At 59.8% G+C, this 16392-nt stretch carries 18 protein-coding genes; 6 read left to right on the plus strand and 12 right to left on the minus strand.

Going from position 1 to position 16392, the window contains the following annotated elements; all coding sequences use genetic code 11:
* Positions 1-6 precede the first annotated feature (6 nt).
* Positions 7-1062, minus strand: a complete 1056-nt coding sequence (locus Q1A32_RS04390) for a sodium-dependent bicarbonate transport family permease (RefSeq protein WP_299650041.1) — start codon at positions 1060-1062, stop codon at positions 7-9.
* Between the two features lie 96 nt (positions 1063-1158).
* Here Q1A32_RS04390 and Q1A32_RS04395 point away from each other — a divergent pair, with 96 nt between their 5' ends.
* From Q1A32_RS04395 to Q1A32_RS04405, 3 genes are all read left to right on the plus strand, one after another.
* Positions 1159-2022, plus strand: coding sequence for a LysR family transcriptional regulator (locus Q1A32_RS04395; protein WP_299650044.1), 864 nt, complete (start codon positions 1159-1161; stop codon positions 2020-2022).
* A 93-nt stretch (positions 2023-2115) separates the two neighbouring features.
* Positions 2116-2988 (plus strand): glutathione-dependent disulfide-bond oxidoreductase, encoded by an 873-nt coding sequence (yghU, locus tag Q1A32_RS04400; RefSeq protein ID WP_299650047.1) that lies wholly within the window; start codon positions 2116-2118, stop codon positions 2986-2988.
* A gap of 83 nt (positions 2989-3071) precedes the next feature.
* Positions 3072-3551 (plus strand): aggregation factor core, encoded by a 480-nt coding sequence (locus Q1A32_RS04405; protein WP_299650050.1) that lies wholly within the window; start codon positions 3072-3074, stop codon positions 3549-3551.
* 18 nt (positions 3552-3569) lie between these two features.
* Here Q1A32_RS04405 and Q1A32_RS04410 read toward each other — a convergent pair whose 3' ends face one another.
* The gene (locus Q1A32_RS04410; RefSeq protein WP_299652764.1) at positions 3570-5171 is read right to left on the minus strand and encodes an iron ABC transporter permease; all 1602 of its coding nucleotides are present in this window, start codon (positions 5169-5171) and stop codon (positions 3570-3572) included.
* 209 nt (positions 5172-5380) lie between these two features.
* Between Q1A32_RS04410 and Q1A32_RS04415 the strand changes: the two genes are divergently transcribed.
* Entirely contained in the window at positions 5381-5737 is a 357-nt protein-coding gene (locus Q1A32_RS04415) for a DUF1428 domain-containing protein (RefSeq protein WP_299650053.1), read from the plus strand.
* Here the strand turns inward: Q1A32_RS04415 and Q1A32_RS04420 are convergent.
* The 6 genes from Q1A32_RS04420 to Q1A32_RS04445 all read right to left on the minus strand — a co-directional run bounded on the left by Q1A32_RS04420 (position 5734) and on the right by Q1A32_RS04445 (position 10967).
* The gene (locus Q1A32_RS04420; RefSeq protein ID WP_299652767.1) at positions 5734-6939 is read right to left on the minus strand and encodes a phenylacetate--CoA ligase family protein; all 1206 of its coding nucleotides are present in this window, start codon (positions 6937-6939) and stop codon (positions 5734-5736) included. The genes Q1A32_RS04415 and Q1A32_RS04420 overlap by 4 nt on opposite strands.
* Before the next feature lie 5 nt (positions 6940-6944).
* Complete coding sequence (locus Q1A32_RS04425) at positions 6945-7232, minus strand: hypothetical protein (protein WP_299650056.1); 288 nt, start codon at positions 7230-7232, stop codon at positions 6945-6947.
* 1 nt (position 7233) lies between these two features.
* The gene (locus tag Q1A32_RS04430; RefSeq protein WP_299650060.1) at positions 7234-7614 is read right to left on the minus strand and encodes a hypothetical protein; all 381 of its coding nucleotides are present in this window, start codon (positions 7612-7614) and stop codon (positions 7234-7236) included.
* A gap of 12 nt (positions 7615-7626) precedes the next feature.
* The gene (locus tag Q1A32_RS04435; RefSeq protein WP_299650063.1) at positions 7627-8451 is read right to left on the minus strand and encodes an ABC transporter ATP-binding protein; all 825 of its coding nucleotides are present in this window, start codon (positions 8449-8451) and stop codon (positions 7627-7629) included.
* Between the two features lie 70 nt (positions 8452-8521).
* Entirely contained in the window at positions 8522-9799 is a 1278-nt protein-coding gene (locus Q1A32_RS04440) for an ABC transporter substrate-binding protein (protein WP_299650066.1), read from the minus strand.
* A gap of 91 nt (positions 9800-9890) precedes the next feature.
* The gene (locus Q1A32_RS04445; protein WP_299650069.1) at positions 9891-10967 is read right to left on the minus strand and encodes a branched-chain amino acid ABC transporter permease; all 1077 of its coding nucleotides are present in this window, start codon (positions 10965-10967) and stop codon (positions 9891-9893) included.
* A 126-nt stretch (positions 10968-11093) separates the two neighbouring features.
* Here Q1A32_RS04445 and Q1A32_RS04450 point away from each other — a divergent pair, with 126 nt between their 5' ends.
* On the plus strand, positions 11094-11420 hold the full coding sequence (locus tag Q1A32_RS04450; RefSeq protein ID WP_299650071.1) for an SHOCT domain-containing protein: 327 nt from the start codon (positions 11094-11096) through the stop codon (positions 11418-11420).
* Between the two features lie 60 nt (positions 11421-11480).
* On the opposite strand, the gene Q1A32_RS04455 is transcribed toward Q1A32_RS04450, so the two are convergent.
* From Q1A32_RS04455 to Q1A32_RS04465, 3 genes are all read right to left on the minus strand, one after another.
* Positions 11481-12512, minus strand: a complete 1032-nt coding sequence (locus Q1A32_RS04455; protein ID WP_299609128.1) for a branched-chain amino acid ABC transporter permease — start codon at positions 12510-12512, stop codon at positions 11481-11483.
* A complete protein-coding gene (locus Q1A32_RS04460; RefSeq protein WP_299650074.1) occupies positions 12512-13090 on the minus strand; it encodes a hypothetical protein in 579 nt (192 codons plus the stop codon). The genes Q1A32_RS04455 and Q1A32_RS04460 overlap by 1 nt, the downstream gene beginning before the upstream one ends.
* 120 nt (positions 13091-13210) lie before the next feature.
* A complete protein-coding gene (locus Q1A32_RS04465; RefSeq protein WP_299609124.1) occupies positions 13211-14029 on the minus strand; it encodes an ABC transporter ATP-binding protein in 819 nt (272 codons plus the stop codon).
* Positions 14030-14111: 82 nt separating this feature from the next.
* On the opposite strand from Q1A32_RS04465, the gene Q1A32_RS04470 reads away from it, so the two are divergent.
* On the plus strand, positions 14112-14276 hold the full coding sequence (locus tag Q1A32_RS04470) for a hypothetical protein (protein WP_299609121.1): 165 nt from the start codon (positions 14112-14114) through the stop codon (positions 14274-14276).
* 134 nt (positions 14277-14410) lie between these two features.
* Here Q1A32_RS04470 and Q1A32_RS04475 read toward each other — a convergent pair whose 3' ends face one another.
* On the minus strand, positions 14411-16381 hold the full coding sequence (locus tag Q1A32_RS04475) for an AMP-binding protein (protein ID WP_299650079.1): 1971 nt from the start codon (positions 16379-16381) through the stop codon (positions 14411-14413).
* Between the last annotated feature and the right edge of the window lie 11 nt (positions 16382-16392).

Below are 16392 nucleotides of genomic sequence, written 5' to 3' on the forward strand. Positions count from 1 at the left end.
CCTCCCTTAGAAGCCGATGAAGTAATCCGCCAGCGCCATGAACAACGGGATGCTCAGGATCGCGACAGGTGTGCCCAGCCCGGTGGACGCCCCGACATAGGCTGACGGGTTCGCCTCGGGCAGTGCGCCGCGCATGGTGGGCGGGCCGGAAATGTCGGAACTGGATGCTGCCATGATCGACAACAACACCACACCACCTGCGGAAAAGCCCGTGAAGTGGTGGGCAATCAGCCCGGCCCCGAAGCCCAGTGCGCCATGCACCAACGGTGCGGTGATGCCGTAGAACAGGTACGCATGCGCCACGCCCTTCAGTTCGGACAACCGCGACCACGCTTCGATCCCCATGATCAGCATCAACACCGACAGCAATCCCCGGAACAGCGGCTCGTAAAAGCTGGCATAAACCGTCTCGGGCCGTGCAAACAGACCAAGCGCCAGTCCCAACAGCAGGGCGGAGATCGCAGGTGACCGCACCGTGTCGAGCAGAATATTCTTGATCAGACCCTTTTCGATGACAGGCCCACCCGCGCCGCCGCCCATGGTCATGGTTCCGCCACCCTGAACGGATGTTGCCGCCTTCCGTGCTGCCGCCAGCCGCGCCAACACGATGGCCGTGACCAAAGCGGCCACATCCATGAACGGATAAAGCGCGCCGATGAACCCCTCGTACGCAATGCCTTCGTCATCCAGCACCGCCATACCGGCGGCCAACGTGGATGCGGATACTGCACCAAACAGCCCCACGGTCGCCGTCGCATCCAGTTGCGACACACCCCGCCACCGGGCCAGCGTCACACGGCCCAGAAGAACAATTGCGATGCCGACACCTGCTGCCAACAAGGCGGGCACGGCCAGTTCGACGAAATTCGCTTCGCGGACCGAGATACCAGCGCCGATGCCCACCTTGAGCAACAGCAGGATCACGATGAACTTGTAGATGGGCTCGGGCACTTCGAACTTGCTGCCAAGCGCCGCCAACATCATTCCCCCTATCAGAAAGGCGAGTGTTGGTTTCTGCATTTGCGCCAGAATGGTCGAAACAATTTCCGTGATGATGTCCATGACACGTATCTCCTCAGGGTCGAGGAACGAGATAGACCAACACCTTTGTGATAAAAAATATAACTATTCGCACAAATCGTTCTATATTTTGGATGTATGGATGCCCTGAATTATCACCACCTGCGCTATTTCCGTGCCGTCGCGCACGAAGGGAACCTGACCCGTGCCGCCGAAAAGCTGAACCTGTCCCAGTCCGCATTGTCCACGCAAATCAAGGCGTTGGAGGCGCGCTTGGGGCATGACCTGTTCGATCGCGTTGGCCGTCAGTTGCACCTGACAGAGGTGGGGCGCATTGCGCTGGACCATGCCGACCGAATTTTTGGCACCGGGCAGGAGTTGATGGAAACCCTGAACCGTAGCGCCGCCCATGCCCCCCCTTTGCGCGTGGGAGCGTTGTCGACCCTGTCGCGGAACTTCCAAATGCAGTTCCTGCGTCCGATTCTCCGGCACGCCGACCAGGATATCGTTCTGAAATCGGGGCAGAACGCCCCTCTGTTGCGGTCATTGGCTGAACTGGCTCTGGATGTCGTGTTGACCACCGACGCGCCGACAAGTGCCGCAGGCTCCGATTTCATCGCTCACCGCCTCGCGGGTCATCCTGTCAGCCTGCACGGCACGCCCGATCGCATGGGACACGCATCTTTGAAATCGCTTCTTACAGCAGAAGCGGTCATCGTCCCGACCGAAAGCGCGATCCGCACCGGCTTCAACCGCCTGACCGCCCGGCTTGGCGTTCAGCCCCGCATCGTCGCGGATGTAGACGACATGGCGATGGTGCGCCTCCTTGCCCGCGAAGGGGTCGGCCTTGCCCTTGCGCCCGAAATTGTTCTGGCGGACGAGATTGCCAGCGGACAGTTGGTGACAGCACCCTTCGACACCAAGATCACCGACACCTTCTATGCCGTCACCACGCAACGCAGTTTTCCCCACCCCATGTTGAACGAATTGCTCCCGGACTGAGGGGGCCATGTGCAGCACGGCACACCCCCGCCCCTTGCGACGGCCCCGCAAGGCCATAGGTTGCACGGCAATGTAAACAGAAAGGCCACCAACATGAGCGATCCCACCTACACGCCCCCCGAAAAATGGACATGGGACGCTGAAAGCGGCGGCCAGTTTGCCTCGATCAACCGACCAATTGCTGGACCTACACAGGACAAGGACCTGCCCGTCGGCAAGCATCCGTTTCAACTCTATTCGTTGGCCACGCCCAACGGAGTCAAGGTCACGATGCTGTTCGAAGAGCTGCTGGCCGCCGGCATCACGGATGCGGAATACGACGCATGGCTGATCAACATCGGTGAGGGCGACCAGTTCGGGTCGGGCTTTGTGGATGCGAACCCGAACTCCAAGATCCCTGCTCTGGTGGACCGTTCCGGCGACTCAGAATTGCGGGTCTTTGAATCGGGTTCGATCCTGATCCACCTCGCTGAAAAGTTCGGGATGTTCCTGCCTGCATCCGGCCCGGCACGCACCGAGGTGCTGAATTGGCTGATGTGGCAAATGGGGTCTGCCCCGTTCCTTGGCGGCGGCTTTGGCCACTTCTATGCCTACGCGCCCGAAAAATACGAATATCCGATCAACCGCTATGCGATGGAGAGTAAACGGCAATTGGACGTGCTGGACCGGGAACTGGCAACCAAACCGTTCATCGCAGGCGACGACTACACCATCGCCGACATGGCGATCTGGCCTTGGTACGGGCAACTCTGCCTTGGGCGGCTCTATTCGGCGGCGGAATTCCTGGATGTAGAGAGCTACGCGAACGTGATGGCGTGGGCCAAAAAGATCGACGCGCGCCCCGCAACCCTGCGCGGTCGCATGGTCAATCGCGCCTTCGGCGAGCCCGAATTGCAACTGCACGAACGGCACGACGCGTCGGACTTCGACACGCAGACGCAAGACAAGATCGGCCCGAAGGAGTGACCGCGTAAGACGGAGGTGTCCTCCGCCTTTCCCATCGGCAAGACGGCGCTACTTTCCTCAGGGCATCACCGGAGGTTCCAAATATGCGTCGTCTCGCCCTTGTCCTTGCACTCGTTGCGCCATCTCCCGTCCTGGCAGATCTGACTGTCACATTCCGTGACGGCGCACCCAAGGATCGCTTTGCCATCAGCTATGACGGGGCCTGCACATTGGACAGGCTGGACGTGCAGATTGATCTGGGCGCAGCGCCCGCCGGTCTGATCTTTGACACCACAAGCGCCGGTGCCGGTGTTGAGGTGTTTCAACCGTTGGAATGGGTCGTTGGCACCGCCAGTACGTCGGACGTGACGGATGGCGATACACTGCTGTCCATGTCGCTGGACAACGTCACCCCGGGTGCCACATGGGCCTTTACTGTCGACATCGACGACACAACCAGCACGCGTCAGATCACGGTAGACGGGTCTGAAATGGCAGGCGCCTTGGTCAGGGTCGAAGGACAGGCTGCCCCCTTCGACGCCAATGGCCGCGCGACGGTCTCTCTGCAGAACTGCCTGTCGTAAGGCGCACCTCGGTGCGCCCTAACGGCGGCCCACCTGGCGACAGATCAGGATCACGGGCAACAGGCCCACAGCCACAATCACAAGGCTGGGCACAGCCGCGCCGTCCAACCGCTCGTCCGACGCAAGGCGGTAGGCTTGCACCGCCAGCGTGTCGTAGTTGAACGGGCGCATGATCAGCGTTGCGGGCAGCTCCTTCATCACGTCGACGAATACGATCAGCAACGCGGTCAAAAGGCTCGGCGTCAGAATTGGCAGATGCACGCGGCGCAGTGTGGCAAACGGGCCCTTTCCCAAAGACCGGCTGGCCGCATCCATATTCGCATGCACCAGCGCCTGCCCCCCCTCATACGCCCCCAACGCCGCTGCCAGAAACCGCACCATATAGGCAAAGACCAGAAGCCAGATGGAGCCGGTGATCAGCAAGCCGGTCGAGATATCAAATGTTTCGCGCATCCATGCATCAAGAGCATTGTCAAAGGCCGCGAACGGCACCAGCAATCCCACGGCGATGACCCCACCCGGCACGGCATATCCCAAACGTGCGATATAGGCGGCAATGGTCGAGGACCGGCCAGGTCGGGTGCGCAGATAGTACCCCACGACGATGGCCGCCCCCAAGGTCAAGGCAGCGGCGGTCGACGCCAGAACCAGCGAATTGCGGATGAAGCCAAGATAACGCGCGCTCATCAGATCCTGTTCAGATCCAAGCCCCAGGTTGAACAAGGCAACAATGGGAAAAACCGCACCAAAGAGCACAGGCACACCGCAGAGGACGATGGCCGCGCCGGCTGACCACCCACTTAGCATGATCGGCGGATGGTGCCGTTGTCCGCGGCTTGGATCGTGATACTTGGCCTGCCCGCGCTGCATCCGTTCCAGCACGGCCAGCATCAGGGCAAAGGACAAAAGGCACAGCGCCAGCTGCGCTGCCCCTGCCCGGTCCCCAAGAGAGAACCAGCTTGTGTAAATCCCGGTGGCAAAGGTCTGAACGCCGAAATAGGCGACGGTGCCAAAATCCGCGATCGTCTCCATCACGGCCAGCAACACACCCGCTGCAATGGCCGGGCGGGCCAGTGGAAGGCTCACCCGGAAAAAGGCAACAAGCGGACGTGATCCCAGCGCGCGCGCCGCCATGAAGGTCGACCCACTTTGTTGCAGGAAAGCAGCCCGGCTGAGCAGGTATACGTAGGGGTAAAGCACCAGCACCAGCATGACCGCCGCCCCGCCAAGTGACCGAATTTCCGGAAACCAGTAGTCGCGTGGCCCCCAGCCCGTGATGTCGCGCAATGTCGCCTGAACGATGCCCGGATGGTCAAGGATATGGGTATAAGCGTAGGCCAGCACATAGGCCGGGAAGGCCAGCGGCAGCACCAATGCGATCTCGAACAGGCGCGCACCGGGAAACCGGGTCATCGTCACCAGCCAAGCCGCGCCGACGCCGATGGCAAAAGTGCCCATGGACACCAGTATCACCAGAAGCAACGTGTTCCCGACATAGCCGCCCAACACGGTCGAAGCGAGGTGACCAAGCGTGTCAGTACCCCCCGTCATCGCGGCCAGCCCTACGGCCAGCATCGGCAAGAGGCAGATCAAGGCCACAATCCATCCTAGAACCGGCAAAACGCCCGTTACTGTCCGCGCCTTGCGCGCGTCGGATTGGAAGGGAGATATCAGCGCCACCAAAGACCCCATATACGGTTGCGCCGTTATCTTACGTTTTCGCTCGGGTTTCCAGCCTTTTGGGGTCAGGCCTTCCGTCGCAAATAAGGACACCGTTTAACGGGCCAAGTCTGGTAAACTCCAGCCGCATAGACAGGGAGAATTGTCCTATGGCTTATATCGATGGATTCATGGCCCCTGTGCGCGCCGATGACCGCGACACCTATGTTGCCTGGCTCAAGGATCAGCACGCGATCTTCAAAGAATACGGCGCCGATGTCGTTGTCGACGCTTGGGAGGATGACGTGCCGAAAGGAGACGTGACCTCGATGCGCAAGGCCGTCGCCCTCGAGGACGGGGAACGCGTGGCACTTGGCTGGATCATGTGGCCCGACAAAAGCACGCGGGATGCGGCCTGGGCCAAGGTCATGGAAGACCCGCGCATGTCGCAGGACAGTGCGCCTATGCCCTTTGACGGAAAGCGCATGATCTTCGGTGGCTTTGCGCCGGTGCTGATCACAGACTAGTCGTAGCTGCGCTGGTCTTCGATCACGAGGCCGTCCTTGGGCAATGAGCCGGGCGCGTGAATTTCCACTGCGCCCTTTAGCTTGAGCGTGTCCGCGACGGATTGCGCATAAGCGTCCGCGTTATCATTGAGGCTTTCGATCTGCACCGTCATGGCGTCCTGTTCACCCTGCCGCGTGGCAATCACACGTGCACGGGTGATGTCCTCATGTTTGGCCACGAGGGCTGCCACCTGTTCAGGCCGGACAAACATGCCTTTGATCTTGGTGGTCTGATCGGCGCGGCCCATCCATCCCTTGATGCGCATATTGGTGCGGCCGCACGGGCTGTGGCCCTCAAGTACGGCGCTCATGTCGCCCGTGGCAAAGCGGATCAGTGGGTAATCGGGGTTGAGCGATGTCACTACAACCTCGCCCACCTCACCCGGTGCCACCGGGTCGCCGGTGCCGGGGGTGACAATCTCAATGACCACGCCTTCATCCACGATCATGCCTTCGAGGGCCGGAGATTCGTAGGCGATGTTGCCAAGATCGGCAGTCGCATAGGACTGCATGCAGGTTACACCGCGATCCGCATATTCCTGACGCAGCGATGGGAACAGAGCGCCTCCACCAACCGCAGCCTTGGTGATCTGGAGCTTGACGCCCATCTCTTCGGCCTTGTCGAGGATGATCTTCAGATAATCGGGCGTGCCCGCATATGCCGTTGTACCGATGTCCCGCGCCGCCGTCACTTGCAGTTCCGTTTGCCCGGTGCCCGCAGGCATCACCGTGGCCCCCACGGCCCGTGCGCCGTTTTCAAAGATCATGCCCGCAGGCGTCAGGTGATAGCCAAAACAGTTTTGGACGATGTCACCGGGCCCAAATCCCGCCGCATGCAGGAACCGCCCCATGCGCCACCAGTCATGGCCCACACCGCCGGGTTCGTAGATCGGGCCGGGGGACTGGAAGATATGCGCGATGTTCTTGACCGGGATACCGCCAAAAGGGGGCTTTTCGGCCTGCCATTTCGCCAGTTCGGACTTTCGCAACACCGGCAGATGCGCCAGATCTTCGAGGTATTTCAGCTTACCGATATCGGGCAGGCAGTTGCCTGCGGCTTCAGCCACGCGGGCCAGCTGGGCATTCACCGCCTCCAACTGCGCCGCGTGCCGCGCGTCGGAAGACCGCGTTTCCAGATCGTCGTAATACACTTTGTCCAGCATCTCTTTCATACCGCCCTGATCTGTTGCGGACCTTTGACATCGAGGCGTTCAATCTCGCCCCGCACTTCCATCTCAAGCTTCACCGTCACCACGTGCCACCCCAGCTTGCCCAGGTCGGCCAGCGTCTTGTCATCAAGCCGTTCACCCACCGCATCCTTCAGCGTCATGGCCTTGATCGGCCCACCTTTCAAAGCATCAAGTATCGCCGCCCTGACCGTATCGAACTTCCACGCAGGGATGTTCGTGACACCGTCCCGCCCTTCGGCAGGCGTGCGGCAGGCGACCTTGTTCATTCTACTCCGCCAGAACGGTCAGAGGCTCGCCCTTGCGCACGACATGGGTGGTGATCGCAACCATGGGACCGTCGCCCACATTGGTCAGCCCGCCATGCACTTCGCCTTCTGGAAAGTAGAGCGGGGTGCCCACGGCGAACTCAACGATGTTGCCGTTGGGCGCTTCGGCACGGGCGGCGGTCATCACGACAGCATGTTCGTCGCCCGGATGGGTGTGCAGCGGGATGCGCGCGCCAACAGGTACGGTCAGCCGCGCCACAACCACTTCCATCGTGTCGGATCCAGGCACGTCAGCGCGTCGAATTTCCTCGCGCGCGATGTCCTGCGCCCAAGCGCTGCCCGCTATCAGCAAGGCAACCAAACTCAAACCAAGTGTCTTCATCTCAAAGCTCCCTTAGCTCAGCCACCGCTTGCGGCGGCGATAGGACCGCACATCGCGGAAAGACTTGCGCCCTTCGTCCGACATGCCGAGGTAGAATTCCTTCACGTCCGGGTTCTCGCGCAACTCGGCCGCGGGGCCGTCCATGACCACACGACCGGATTCAAGAATGTAGCCATAGTGGGCAAAGCGCAGGGCCACGTTCGTGTTCTGCTCGGCCAGCAGGAACGTCACGCCCTCATTCTCGTTCACCGACTTCACGATGCCAAAGATCTGTTCCACCAATTGCGGGGCCAGACCCATCGATGGCTCGTCCAGCAGGATGGTTTCAGGCCGGGACATCAGCGCGCGCCCAATGGCCGTCATTTGCTGTTCTCCGCCCGAGGTATAGCCTGCCTGAGACTTGCGACGCTCGCGCAGACGGGGGAAGTAGTTATACACCATCTCCAGATCAGCAGCGACAGCGCCCTTGCCGTCGGTCCGGGTATAGGCCCCGGTCAACAGGTTCTCTTCCACGGTCAGGTGTTCAAAACAGTGACGGCCTTCCATCACCTGCACGACGCCGCGTTTCACCAGATCGGCGGGGTCCTTCTCGGCCGTGTTCTCCCCGTGATACAGGATTGACCCCTTGGTCACCTCACCACGCTCGGACGCCAGCAGGCCCGAAATGGCCTTCAACGTCGTGGTCTTGCCCGCGCCGTTACCACCCAGCAGCGCCGTGATGCCGCCCTTGGGCACCTTCAGCGACACGCCCTTCAACACAAGGATCACGTGGTTGTAGATCACCTCGATATTGTTGACCTCAAGAACGGTCTCGGTCTGTGTCTCGGCATCCAGCATGGGCCACCTTCATTGTTCGAAAAGTTTGCAAATCCCCGGCGGCAACGCATGCTGCCGCCGGGCAAAAGGCTTAGTTACAGCCCGCTTCGATGCCATTCTCGGCAGCATAGGCCGCGCTGTCTTCGTCGATCAGCGGCTGGATCACGTCCATGTCGGATTCCGAGAAATCAGAGACCAGCGACCACGTGCCTGCCGACGCATCCCACTGGGTCATGCCGACAAGGCCGGGACCACCGTGGTTGGCGCAGGACACGTTGAACTCTGGACCAAAGCCCGGCAGACCCAATTCGGTCATCTTGGCTTCGTTGATCTCCAGCGCTTCCATGCCGTCACGCATCATCGCAGGTGTGATATCGGCCACGCCATGGATTTCTTGCGCTGTCTTGGCAGCCTCAGCCGCCAGCATCGCCGCGTAAAGTCCACGGTTGTACAGCACCGTGCCGATTTGGTCGCCAGCTCCAGCTGCCAGACCTTTTTCGACCACATGCGTGTTGATGTCGTCAAACACGGGGAAGTCGCTGCCCACACCGTGGAACGTCAGCGCCTTGTAGCCGTTCGCCGCATCACCCGCAGGCAGCACGTCGTTTTCCGACCCGGACCACCAGATGCCAATGAAATTCTCCATTGGGTAACGGATGTTGGCCGCTTCCTGAATGGCCACCTGGTTCATCACACCCCAGCCATACATGATAACATTGTCGGGACGCTCACGACGGATCTGCAGCCATTGCGACTTCTGCTCTTGGCCCGGGTGATCCACGGCCACCAGCATCAGCTCGAACCCATGCTTTTCCGACAGCTCTTCGAGTGTGCGGATGGGTTCCTTGCCGTAGGCGGAGTTGTGGTAGACCAGCGCGATCTTCTTGCCCGCGATGTCACCCTGGCTCATCAGGTAATTGATCGCACCCGACGCACCGTTCCAGTAGTTGGCAGGGTAGTTGAAGGTGTGGCTGAACACTTCGCCATTCGCGGCAGACGTCCGGCCATAGCCCATGGTGTGCATGGGGATGCCGTCCGCCGTGGTCTTGGGGATCAGCTGGTACGTGATGCCGGTGGACAGGGGCTGATAGACAAGCGAGCCTTCGCCCTTGGTCGCCTCATAGCATTCCACACCCTTTTCGGTGTTGTAGCCCGTTTCACATTCCAGCACGCGCGCCTCGACGCCGCCAATGCCGCCGTCACGTTCGTTCAGCAGTGTGAAGTAGTCGGCATAGCCATCCGCAAACGGAATACCACCCGCCGCATAAGGACCGGTGCGATAGCTCAGCGATGGGAACACAAGGTCCGCCATCACGGGGCTTGCGGCCATCATGGCAGCGACAGCGTAAGTGCCTAGTTTCATCTTCATCGGTAATTCCTCCCTAGTGGTTGTCCGATGCGAGCCGTACGGCCCATCCGTTGGGCGGGGTTCACCCCGCCATTCTTGGCGACCAGCCCCGCTAGTGCGGGAACGGCCACAATCTCAGTTTTTCCTTGGCGACGCGCCACAGCTGGGCCAGCCCGTGTGGTTCCAGGATCAGGAACATGATGATCAGCCCGCCCACGATCACAAGCTGGAAATGGGCCACGATATCCGTGGGCCACCCCATCAGGTCCACGCCCACGATCTTCAGCACCACAGGCAGGACGACCAAGAACGCAGCCCCCGCAAAGGACCCAAAGATCGACCCAAGGCCGCCAATGATGATCATGAACAGAACAAGGAACGACTTGGTGATGCCAAACACCTCACCCACCTCGACCGCGCCCAGATAGACAGCAAAGAACAACGCGCCCGAGATGCCGACAAAGAAGGACGACACGGCAAAGGCCGTCAGCTTGGCGCGCAGCGGGTTCACCCCGATGATCTCCGCCGCGATGTCCATATCGCGGATCGCCATCCATTCGCGCCCGATGGACCCCCGCGTCAGGTTGCGCGCCAGAATGGCGGCCCCCACGGTGAACACGAGACAGAACAGATACGTCGCCCACGCTTCGGTATTTGGGCCTGTGACTTCAATGCCGAACACGGTTCGCTCCGGCGCGTTGATCTGGCCGGAAGCCGAGTAGTTGTAGAACCACGACACCTTGTTGAACAGCCAAACGAGGAAGAACTGCGCGGCCAGCGTCGCCACCGCAAGGTAGAACCCCTTGATGCGCAAACTCGGCAAACCAAAAGCAGTGCCCACCAGCGCCGTAATGCCCCCCGCAATGATCACGTGAAAAAAGATGTTCACATCCGGAAAGGCGGTCATCAGCTTGTAACAGGCATAGGCCCCCACGGCCATAAAACCGCCGGTGCCAAGGCTCACCTGCCCGCAATATCCGGTCAGAATGTTCAGCCCGATGGCGGCAATCGCGTAGATCAAAAAAGGCAGAAAGATCGAATTGACCAGATAATCCGTCATGACAAAGGGCATGACCAACAAGGCCACAGCGAGAACAAAATAGTACCGATAACGGTCGAACCTGATCGGGAAGGTCTGGCTATCCTGCGGATATGTGGTCGAAAAATCGCCCGCCTCACGGTAGAACATCAGCTCGCTCCCTCTGCCGCGCACATGGTGAATGCGCGCTTAACCAACATCTGTGGTTTTCCTGTTTCGCCACATTTCGCCCCAATCCCGATGGCACCTTCGTCATGGGTAAGTGGAGTGGGATCTATGACCGCAATTCTGGACGACATCCGTCGTCTCGATACCGCGCATGCGCGGGGTGAAATCAATGCCGTCGACCTCGCAGCGGCCAAGGCCAAGCTGTTCGAGTCGATACCGGACGCAAGCGACGTATATGTCGAAGCGCCCGCACGCGAGCCGCCGCGGCGAACGCATTCGCGACTGGGGCAAACGCTGCTCTTGTGCATCTTCGTGCTGACTCTGTGCGCCGGGGCGACAATGCTGCTGACAGGTGACCTCATGCTGGCCATGACGCTGTCGATCACAGTTTTGGCCGCACTGACGGTAACACTGTTCCGGCAGATCGACGGGTAAGAAGGCGCCGGGCGGGTGGGTGTCGTGAGGCCACGCCTCACGCAGTCACCCGTGCGGCGATCATACGCGCTCAATGATCTTCTCCCCAAACAGGCCTTGCGGGCGGAACACCAGAAAGATCAGCGCCAGCACATAGGCAAACCAGTTCTCGGTCGCGTTCATGGTAAAGCCAAACAGCGCACCCGCCAGATCACCCGAGGACATGAAGAACTCAAACAGCTTCTCGCCCACGCCAATGATCAACCCGCCGACGATGGCACCGGGGATGGACGTAAACCCGCCCAGCATCAGCACCGGCAACGCCTTGAGCGCAATCAGCGACAGCGAAAACTGCACACCAGACTTTGCACCCCACATGATGCCGGCAACCAGTGCCACAAAACCAGCCACCGACCACACCAAGATCCAGATGTAGTTCAGCGAAACCCCCACGCTCAGCGCGGCTTGGTGGTCATCCGCAACAGCCCGCATCGCGCGCCCCTGCTTGGTGTATTGGGAAAAAATCACCAGCGCAGTCACCAGCAGGATCGCAATGATCGTCGCCGTGATATCCAGATTGTCGATAAAGAACCCATAGCCGAACAGGTTGAAGGTCGCCTCATCAATGGCAAGGTTTATACCCTGCGGCAGGCACGTGCCCTCCGCCAGACACACATCCAGCTTCTTGATCTCGGACCCCCACATCAGGTCAGCCACGCCTTCCAGCAGGTACGCCAAACCAATGGTTGCCATGAACAGGATGATCGGCTCCTGCCCCACCAGATGCTTGAAGATGAACCGCTGCACCATCCACGCCAGCAGAATCATCACAACAACTGTCAGCAGGATGGCAAGCATCGAATGCACCTCCCACCCGAAATAGTGGATGTCGGTACCAAAGAGCGCATTGATCAGGTGCGCAAAGGGCACTTGCCCGTTCTGAATACCAACCAAAGTCATGGCCGCAAACAGCGCCATGACCCCTTGAGCAAAGTTGAAGATGCCGGACGCCTTGAAGATCAGAACAAAGCCAAGCGCCACAAGGGCGTAAAGCACCCCGGCCATCAGGCCGTTCAGAAAGACTTCGCTGGCATAAATCAGCTGTTCAGACATCATTTCATCCCTATTTGCATCAGGTCCGCCGTATGCGGGCGCAGCGGCTGGTAACTCACACGCAGCCGTGTCAGCCCAGCGAAAGTCAGGTTCCAGTTCAATGTAATCTCGGTCACACGACCATCCCGGCGGGGTGCGGCCAAGAAAGCAGCAGCATAGGCCCGGTCCATCGTCACCCTGCTCACCGGCTCGAACCCTGTCGTGGACACAAACCGTGCCCCGGCCCCATCGCGCCATTCGTTGAAAGCCAGCAGCAACTCGGAATAGCTCAGCCCCTGGCTGATGATCTCGCAGGCGGGTTCGTCATACATGAACACCACCAGCGTGTTGGCCAGATCGGTCTCTTGATACCCCAGAGCATAAGAATTCAGCGTGCTTTCGAAATAGCGCCGGAATGTGCGCGGGATCGGCATGATGTCCTGCGGCGACAGGCTCGCCGGGTCCTCCAGATAGGGTAGGCACCGTGTCTCGATCACATCGCACAGACCTGCCATCCCAGGTTGCGCCGGGTCGCAGATCGCAGGTTCGTCGGCCAGCGCCGCACCGCCCCAGACCGCCAGACCTATGGCAAGACCCAATATTCTCATCCTTTGGCCCCCGCTTGCGTTGCGCGCCGCGGCACATGACCGCGCGTTGGGGGTGCACAGGGGGTGTACGCCTGGTGCACGGGGGGTGACACCCTGATGTCGGGCGTCAACTCAGTCATGCGACACCCCAAGATAGGCGTCGATCACATCCTGATTGTTGCGCACTTCGTCGGGCGTCCCGTCCCCGATTTTCTTGCCATAATCCATGACAACAACACGGTCGGACAGGTCCATCACCACGCCCATATCGTGTTCGATCAGCGCAATGGTCGTCCCGAATTCGTCATTCACATCAAGGATAAAGCGGCTCATGTCCTCCTTCTCCTCAACGTTCATGCCCGCCATCGGCTCGTCCAACAGCAGCAGCGAGGGCTCAGCGGCCAGCGCCCGTGCCAGTTCCACCCGTTTCTTCAACCCGTAAGGCAGACGCGACACAGGCGTTTTTCGGATGGCCTGAATTTCCAGAAAATCAATAATCTTTTCGGCTACTTCCCGGTTGGCCGTCTCTTCGGCCTCGGCCTTGCCACGCCAGATGGCCTGACCAAAAAGCCCGGTTTTCATGTGGGTCAACCGCCCCGTCATCACGTTGTCCAGAACGCTCATCCCTTCGAACAGGGCGATGTTCTGAAAGGTCCGCGCAATCCCCTGCCGCGCCACTTCAAAGGGCTTCATCTGCGGCCGCGGCGCACCTTTGTAATACACCTGCCCCTCTTGCGGGATGTAAAAGCCGGAAATCACATTCAGCATTGACGATTTGCCTGCCCCGTTGGGGCCAATGATGGCGCGGATCTCACCCTCTCGGATGTCGAACGAGATATCTTTGATGGCCTCAACCCCCCCAAATCGCAGGGTAATATTGCGCATCTCCATGACCACCGCACCGATCTTGCGACCATCGGCAGTGACGTATCCTTCAGCCTGATCAAGCATGGGGTGCCTCCATCGTCCGCGGCTTAAGCGGGATATTAACCATTTTCTGCGCAAGCTCGGGACACATTTCGGAGGGGTCCCAATGTTTGATGCACTTGAACGCCGCTATCTCTTGAAACTCGCATTCGATTGCCGCCGAAAGGGGCTGAGTGCCGCGGAAACACGCAAGATCATGCGCCGCAACATCGGCCATTTTACCGGCGACAACCGCTTGATCTGCGCGGTGCGGCACGTTTTCGAAGACTGACGCACCACAACTCACTGTTTTGAGTAAATTCCTCCCGGTGGGCCGGTTAGCCAAGCGGTACACCCGACGGCCAAAAAGCGCCCGACGGGATGGTGGGCGGGGCGATGGCGCAGCCGAGCGTCGAGCCAACATCCTCACTCCGCTGCCATCTTCTGCGCGACGGGCAGGACCGCTGCTTCACAAATCTCCAGCGTCGCCGAAATCGACCCCTTGCGCCCATCCTCATAGGTCACCTCGGTCGTCGTCGATACCTGTTTTGATCCATCATAAAGCGCCGAGATGATATCACCGTATTTCTCTTCGATGATGCGGCGGCGCACCTTGCGGGTCCGCGTCAACTCCCCATCATCCGCGTCCAGTTCCTTGTGCAGCACAACAAACCGGTGCACCTGACAGCCCGACAGCATCTCGTCCTCAGCGACAGACTTGTTCACCTCAGACACATGCTCGGTAATTGTCGCCAGCACCTGTGGATGCTGCGCCAATTCCTGATAGGACCCATAGCCGATATTGTTCCGCTCGGCCCAGTTGCCCACAGCCGTCAGGTCGATGTTGATGAAGGCCGTGCATTCTTCACGCCCATTTCCAAAGACCACGGCCTCCAGAATGTTCGGAAAAAACTTCAGCTTGTTCTCGACATATTTCGGCGCGAACAGCGCACCAGACGCCATCTGCCCCACATCCTTGGCGCGGTCGATGATGCGCAGATGCCCGGTGTCTTCCTCGATAAACCCGGCATCGCCCGTTGCCACCCAACCTTCGGCATCCTTGGTATCGGCAGTGCTTTCGGCGTTCCTGTAATACTCCACAAACACACCGGGCGAGCGGTAAAACACCTCGCCATTGGGCTCGATCTTCAATTCCACGCCCGGGCATTGCACGCCCACCGTATCACTGCGCACCTCGCCATCGGGCTGTGCGGTAATAAAGACGGTCGCTTCGGTCTGACCATAAAGCTGCTTCAGGTTGATGCCCAAAGATCTATAGAAATCAAAGATTTCCGGCCCAATCGCCTCACCGGCTGTGTACCCCACGCGCACGCGGGAAAACCCAAGCGTGTTCTTGAGTGGCCCATAGACCATCAACTCGCCCAGACGGTATTTCAGCCGGTCCATGAAGCCCACGGACTTGCCGTCCAATATCGCAGGCCCGACCTTGCGCGCATGATCCATGAAGTAGTGAAACATCTTCTGCTTGAAGGCACTGGCGTCCTCCATGCGGATCATCACATTGGTCAACTGCGTCTCGAACACGCGCGGCGGGGCGAAATAATAGGTCGGCCCAATCTCGCGCAGGTCCACATGCATCGTGTCCGCGCTTTCCGGACAATTCGTACAGAACCCCGACCACAGCGCCTGCCCGACGGAAAAGATGAAATCACCCACCCAGGCCATCGGCAGATAGGCCAGAATGTCGTCTGACTGCCGCAGCCCATCAAACTCGGAAGACGATTTCGACGTCTCGATCACATTGCGGTTCGACAGCACCACACCCTTCGGCTTGCCCGTCGTCCCTGAGGTATACAGCATCACGCAGGTGCTGTCGTAGTCCAGCGCCGCAATGCGCTTAGCCATCTCCGGCGCCAGCTCATCCCGCTTGGCCCGACCGGCATCCTGCACATGAGAATACTGGTGCAGCTTCGAATGATCGTATTTCCGCAGCCCCCGCGGATCGAGATAGATCATCTGCTCGAAATTCGGCAGACCACCCTGCACCTCAATGACCTTATCCACCTGCTCCTGATCACCGGCAATCACAAACCGCGCGCCCGAATGATCAAGGGTATAGGCCATCTCCTCCGCCGCGGCGTCCTGATACAGCGGCACAGGGATCGCCCCTGCCATTTGCGCGGACATCATTGACCAATAGAGGTAAGGCCGGTTCCGCCCGATCACGGCAATATGGTCACCGGGCTGCACGCCCAGATCAATCAGCCCAAGCGCCAGCGCCTCGACCTCTTCCAGCGTTTCGGCCCAACTCCAGCTTTGCCAGATCCCGAACTCTTTCTCGCGATAGGCCGGTGCCGATCCAAATTCCTTGGCATTCCGGTGTAGCAGCGCAGGAACGGACACCAGCCCGTTTGCGCCTTCAGGCGACTTGACCACGTATGTTCCTC

This window comes from uncultured Tateyamaria sp. (assembly GCF_947503415.1).
GTDB lineage: Bacteria > Pseudomonadota > Alphaproteobacteria > Rhodobacterales > Rhodobacteraceae > Tateyamaria.